Consider the following 6,140-nt stretch of genomic DNA (forward strand, 5'->3'; position numbering starts at 1 on the left):
ATGTGCCATTGATACCATGCGGCAACGCGCAGCGAATTGAGCCAAGTCGAATGAACGCAACAAGCATTCCAGAACTGCCGACGGCGGAGTTGCGGCGCCTCGCCGACGGCCGCCTGTACGACCCATTCACGCTGCTCGGCCGGCACGGCGCGGCGCTGCGCGTGTGCTGTCCGGGCGCCCGGCGCGTCTGGCTCAGCGATGCGCCTGACACGCCGCTGCGGCGCCTGCCGGACAGCGACATTTTCGAAGGCAATCCTGGCGATCGCTCCCTACCGGAGCATTACACGGTGTGCTGGCAGGACGCCGCCGGCCACGCGCGCCAGGCGGTTGATCCGTACACCTTCCTGCCGCAACTGGCCGAGTTCGACCTGCACCTGCTGCGCGAGGGTCGCCACTGGCATCCGCAGAATTTCCTGGGCGCCCATCCGCGGCAGGTGGACGGCATCGACGGGGTGCTGTTTGCGGTCTGGGCACCGAATGCCGACGGTGTATCGGCGGTCGGCGACTGGAACGGCTGGGACGGCCGCTGGCACCCCATGCGCTGCCGCGGCGACAGCGGCGTGTGGGAGCTGTTCGTGCCAGGCGTGACGGCCGGTGCGCTGTACAAGTTCGAGCTGCGTACCGCCCGCGGACTGCTGCTGAAGGCCGATCCTTACGCCCGCGCCGGCGAACTGCGCCCGAGCACCGCCAGTCGCGTGACCGCCAACAGCGTCTATCGATGGGGCGACCAGGAATGGCTGACGCGGCGCGCCGAAAGCGACTGGCGGCATGCGCCGATGAGCGTCTACGAACTGCACCTGGGCTCCTGGCGGCGGCGCGCGGATGGCGGGTTCTTGAGCTACGCCGAGCTGGCCGAGCAGCTGGTGCCGTACGTCGCGGATCTGGGCTTCACCCACGTCGAGCTGCTGCCGGTTACCGAGCATCCGTATGACGCCTCCTGGGGCTATCAGTGCACCGGCTATTTCGCCCCGACCAGCCGCCACGGCGACCCGGACGGCCTGCGCCTGCTGATCGACCGCCTGCACCAGGCCGGCATCGGCGTGATCCTGGACTGGGTGCCGGCGCACTTTCCGCGCGACGCGCACGCGCTGGCCCGGTTCGACGGCACGGCGCTTTACGAACACGAGGACCCGCGCCTGGGCGAGCACCCGGACTGGGGCACGCTGGTGTTCAACTATGGCCGCGCCGAGGTCAAAAGCTTCCTGATCGGCAGCGCCCTGCACTGGGTGGAGGCCTATCACGTCGATGCCCTGCGCGTGGACGCGGTCGCCTCCATGCTGTACCTGGACTACTCGCGCGAGCCCGGCCAGTGGCTGCCCAACCGCTACGGCGGCAACGAAAATCTGGAAGCAGTCGAGTTCCTGCGCGAGGTGTGCGGCGTGGTGCAGGGCCAGAACCCCGGCGCCCTGATGATCGCCGAGGAATCCACCGCCTGGCCGCAGGTCTCGCGCCCGCCGTGGACCGGCGGCCTGGGCTTCGCGCTGAAGTGGAACATGGGCTGGATGCACGACACGCTGGATTATTTCCAGCACGATCCGGTGCACCGCATGTACCACCACGACCGCCTCACCTTCGGCATGCTGTACGCGTACACGGAAAACTTCGTGCTACCGCTGAGCCACGACGAAGTGGTGCACGGCAAGCGCGCGCTGCTGTCGAAGATGCCCGGCGATGACTGGCAGAAATTCGCCAACCTGCGCCTGCTGTACGCCTACCAGTTTACGTTTCCGGGCAAGAAGCTGCTGTTCATGGGCGGCGAGTTCGGCCAGTGGAGCGAGTGGCACCACGACACCGCGATCGACTGGCCGCTGCTGGAGTTTGATACCCACCGCGGCGTGCGCGACCTGCTGCGTGACCTGGCCCGCCTGTACCGCGAGCACCCGGCCCTGCACCGGCACGAATTCGAGCCGCAGGGCTTCGAGTGGGTGGACTGCCACGACGCTGCCCAGTCGGTGATCAGCTACCTGCGCCACGGCGACGGGCGCACGCTGCTGGTGGTGCTCAACTTCACGCCGGTCGTGCGCCATGCCTATCGCCTGGGCGTGCCCCGGCCTGGTTGGTACCGCGAGGTTCTGAATTCGGACTCGGCGTACTACGGCGGCAGCAACGTCGGCAACAGCGGTGCCCACGCCCAGGGCATCCCGTGGATGAGCCGCCCGTGGTCGATCACGCTGGACCTGCCGCCGCTGGCGGCGCTGGTGCTGGAACTGCCGTGAGCCGGCGCCCGCGGGTTCTGCTGGCGGCGAGCGAGGCCTATCCACTCATCAAGACCGGCGGCCTGGGCGACGTGGTCGGCGCCCTGCCCGCCGCACTGCGCGCCGTCGGCGTCGATGCCAGACTGGTATTGCCGGCCTACCCCGCCGCCCTGGCGGCTGTGCCAACCGCGCGCGCCATTGCCCGCTCGGCCCTGTACGGGACACCGCTTACCCTGCTCCAGGCCGAACTGCCGATCGATGGCGGCCGCCCACTGCCGGTTTACCTGATCCAGGCGACGGCCTTCGAGCGCAGCGGCAACCCCTACCAGGACGTCACCGGTCAGGACTGGCCGGACAATCCGGCGCGCTTTACGCTGTTTTGCCGCGGCGCGGCGGCCCTCGCGCTGGGCCATCTTGCACCGGATTGGCGCGCCGACGTGGTGCATGCACATGACTGGCAGGCCGGCTTGCTGCCGGCCCTGCTCAGCCTGGAGCCCAAACGTCCAAGGACCGTCTTCACCGTCCACAACCTCGCCTATCAGGGGCTGGTGGCGGGCGCGGATGCGGACACGCTCGGTCTGCCCGCGGACTGGTGGTCGCCGGACGCGCTGGAGTTCTACGGCCAACTGGCCCTGATCAAGGGCGGACTGGCCTTTGCCGATCGCATCACCACTGTCAGCCCGCGCTATGCGCAGGAAATCCAGACCGCCGAGTTCGGCTGCGGCTTGGATGGCCTGCTGCGCTACCGCTCGGCGGTGCTGGTCGGCATCCTGAACGGCATCGACACCGAACTGTGGAACCCGGCCACCGATCCGGCGCTGGCCGCCCGCTACGACGCCCACAGCCTCGAGCGCAAGGCCATCGACAAAGCGGCGCTGCAGACCGAGCTTGGCCTTGCCGCCGAACCGGACGCCCTGCTGCTGGGCATGGTCAGCCGCCTGGTGGAGCAAAAGGGCGTCGACCTGCTGCTTGCGGCGCTCGGCAGCCTGCCGGCCGGCGTGCAGGTGGCGGTGCTCGGCAGCGGACAGGCCGAATACGAAGCGGCGCTGACGGCCGCCGCCGCCCAGCACCCCGGCCAGATCGCCTTTAAGGCCGGTTACGACGAGGGCCTGGCGCACCGCATCCAAGCCGGCGCCGACGCCTATGTGATGCCGTCGCGCTTCGAGCCGTGCGGCCTGACGCAGCTGTACGCCCTGCGTTACGGGACGGTGCCGATCGTGCGCGCGGTGGGCGGGCTGGCCGATACGGTGGTGGACGCTACTGCAGCCAACCTGGCCGCCGGCCGCGCCACCGGCATCGTCTTTGAGCCGGCCAGCAGCGCGGCGCTGGCGCAGGCCATCCAGCGCGCCCTGGACCTGTACCGGGCCGGGGCACCGTGGCGGCAGCTGCAGCTGACGGGCATGGCGCAGGACCACTCTTGGCAGCGCGCCGCCGGAAGTTACCTCACCCTGTACCGGCAGCTGCTGGCGGCCTGAGCCGCCAGCCTAAACCGCCGGACCATCCGCACGCGCAGGCGCCGACCCTGGACCTTGCCACTGGGCAAGGTCCAGGGCCGGCGCCGGCCTGGCTAAACGCTGAACACGTCCAGCTGGCGCGGGATGATGTCGTTGTTGATCACCACCTTCTTGTGCACGATGCGGAAGCCCTCGGCCCGCCGGCGCAGCGCGTATTGGTAGGTGCCAAAGAAGAAATCGACGCGCTTTTCATCGTGCTTGAAGGCATCGGTCTGGAAGTTGGCGCTGACCAGCTGGCAGCCGTCGCGCACCCCGGCCAGGCGCACGTTGGTCACCAGGTGCGTCACGCGCGGCATGCGCAGCAGCGACGAGGACAGACCCGAACGGATGCGCCAGATGCGCTCCTCCAGGCGTGCCTTGCCTTCCAGGTAGATCAGCGACAGCTGCGTGTCCGGGTCTTCGTTGAGCACGTCATCGTCGTCCCAGGCCGGCAGCCAGAACACGCAGTCGTCCTCGTACAGCGCCAGCCAGTCGTCCCAGCGGCGCTGATCCAGACACGCCGCCTCTTCGAGCAGGCAGTCGGTGACTTCGGCCAGCAGTTGAATGTCGATTGCCATCTCAGGCCACCTCGCGGGCTTTGGCGTCGCGCTCCAGGCCCTTGCACAGGGTGCTGAGCCAGTGCCGGTACTCGCCGTGGTAGAGGGTCTCGTCGGCCGCGTCGGGGGCGCTCACGCGCGCCTCGATGCCGACCTCCTTTGCATACCCATCCGGCCCCGGTATGCGCCGCGCCATGCCGCGATCGAAATCCTGCCACTGCGCATTGCGCCCGTAGTAACCGGACTGGCAGGCGTCGAACTCGGTCAGGTCGTCCGGCGTGGCCAGGCCGCTGGCGCTGTAGAAATCCTCGTACTGGCGCAGGCGGCGGCGCCGCTGCTCGGGCGACTCGCCCTTCATGGCGATGCACTTGACGGTGACCTCGGTCTCGTCCGGTGACAGCGGGCGCCAGCTGCGGATCTGCGTGGAGATGCCGTCGAACAGGATCACGTTCGGGTAGATCAGTACCTGGCGCAGGCGGGCGGCCATCCAGCGGGCGCGCGGCTCACCGAAACGCTCGACCAGGCTCTCGAACTGCATGCCGGCGGCCCGGTCGCGGTAGTTGGCGACATCGAACCAGATCAGCACATGGCCGTTGCCGAGGTCATAGTTGCCGTTGGCCAGCTGCGGATTGAGCACCTGGATGGCCTTGACCTCGTCCTTGCCGGCAGCCTGGGCGGCCTTTTTGGCCCGCTGCGCGGCCAGGTTGAAATACGAGGCATGCACCACATCCACGTGATAGCCGTCGACGCCGTTTTCGGCCTGCATCTTCCAGTTGCCGTGGTGGGTGTACACCGACTGGCCGGGCAGCACCTCCAGGCCCTGCTCGGACTGGTCGGCGAACATATCCAGGAAGATCGCCGCCCCGGCCAGGTGCTCCTTCAGCGGCAGCACGTCGGCGTTCAGGCTGGCGAAGATGAAGCCGCGGTAGGACTCGACCCGCGGCACCGGCGTCAGGCCGTAGGCGTCCTTGCTGAACCCGGCCGGATAGGCGCCGCCGGCCTCGTTCTTGATGTCCAGCAGGGCGCCGCGATTGTCGAACACCCAGCCGTGATACGGACAGGCCCACTGTTTAGCGTTGCCCTTGCGCTTGCGACACACGTTGGCGCCGCGGTGGCTGCAGGCATTCACGAAGCCGCGCAGCTGGCCGTCGCTGTCGCGGTTGATGATCACCGGCTGGCGACCCATCACGGTGGTGATGTAGTCGTTGGGCTTCGGCAGCTCGCTGTCGTGGGCGATGTAGATCCAGTTGCCCTCGTAGATGTGCTTCAGCTCGGCCTCGAAGATATCGGGGTCGGTGTAGATCGAGCGGTGAACCTTGAAGGTTTCACCCGGCTTGTCGACAACGCGCCAACGCAGGTCTTCCGGTCGCATGGGGCACTCCTGATCGGGCGGCACGCCACAGCAGCGCACCGTTGGTTTGGAACAGGTGCCAAGCGTGACAGCGCCGAACAAGGGCCTATTGACGGCCGTCAAGCGGCGTCCGAACGGCGGACCGGCCGATCGGTTGGGGTGCTTTACAGGAGCACGCCCACCAGATAGTGTCCTGGTCCAATCGAAGTGGACACCTCGATAGGGGATCATCCATCCCCCCTGAGGAACCTGAAGACATGACACCCCGCATCCGTAGAACTTTCGATAGCCCCTTCAAGCTGCAGGTCGTGCAGATGATCCGCGACCAGGGCCTGGGCGTCGGCCAGGTCTGCCGTGACCTGGACCTGGTCAACAGCGCGGTGCGCCGCTGGCTGGCGCAGTACGACGCCGAGCAGGCTGGTCAGCCGGGCATCGGCAAGCCGCTGACGGCCGAGCAGGAACGCATCCGCCAGCTGGAGCGTGAGAACCAGCGGTTGCGCGAGGATGTGTCGATCCTAAAAAAAGCATCGGCCTTCTTCGCCCG

Annotated in this window: 5 protein-coding genes; 3 read left to right on the top strand and 2 right to left on the bottom strand. The window is 67.9% G+C overall.

Features of this window, described 5'->3' with window-relative positions; translation table 11 throughout:
• The first annotated feature begins 50 nt into the window (after window positions 1-50).
• A complete protein-coding gene (glgB, locus tag H5U26_RS14525) occupies window positions 51-2,216 on the top strand; it encodes a 1,4-alpha-glucan branching protein GlgB (protein WP_290620961.1) in 2,166 nt (721 codons plus the stop codon).
• The gene (gene glgA, locus H5U26_RS14530) at window positions 2,213-3,670 is read left to right on the top strand and encodes a glycogen synthase GlgA (protein ID WP_290620963.1); all 1,458 of its coding nucleotides are present in this window, start codon (window positions 2,213-2,215) and stop codon (window positions 3,668-3,670) included. Before glgB ends, glgA begins: the two co-directional genes overlap by 4 nt.
• 92 nt (window positions 3,671-3,762) lie before the next feature.
• Here glgA and H5U26_RS14535 read toward each other — a convergent pair whose 3' ends face one another.
• Both H5U26_RS14535 and H5U26_RS14540 read right to left on the bottom strand, forming a co-directional pair.
• The gene (locus tag H5U26_RS14535) at window positions 3,763-4,266 is read right to left on the bottom strand and encodes an aromatic-ring-hydroxylating dioxygenase subunit beta (protein WP_290620965.1); all 504 of its coding nucleotides are present in this window, start codon (window positions 4,264-4,266) and stop codon (window positions 3,763-3,765) included.
• 1 nt (window position 4,267) lies between these two features.
• Window positions 4,268-5,617, bottom strand: coding sequence for an aromatic ring-hydroxylating dioxygenase subunit alpha (locus H5U26_RS14540; RefSeq protein WP_290620967.1), 1,350 nt, complete (start codon window positions 5,615-5,617; stop codon window positions 4,268-4,270).
• A 236-nt stretch (window positions 5,618-5,853) separates the two neighbouring features.
• Between H5U26_RS14540 and H5U26_RS14545 the strand changes: the two genes are divergently transcribed.
• The coding region (locus H5U26_RS14545) for a transposase (RefSeq protein WP_290618280.1) at window positions 5,854-6,140 on the top strand (287 nt) is incomplete at its 3' end.

This window comes from Immundisolibacter sp., from assembly GCF_014359565.1.
GTDB lineage: Bacteria > Pseudomonadota > Gammaproteobacteria > Immundisolibacterales > Immundisolibacteraceae > Immundisolibacter.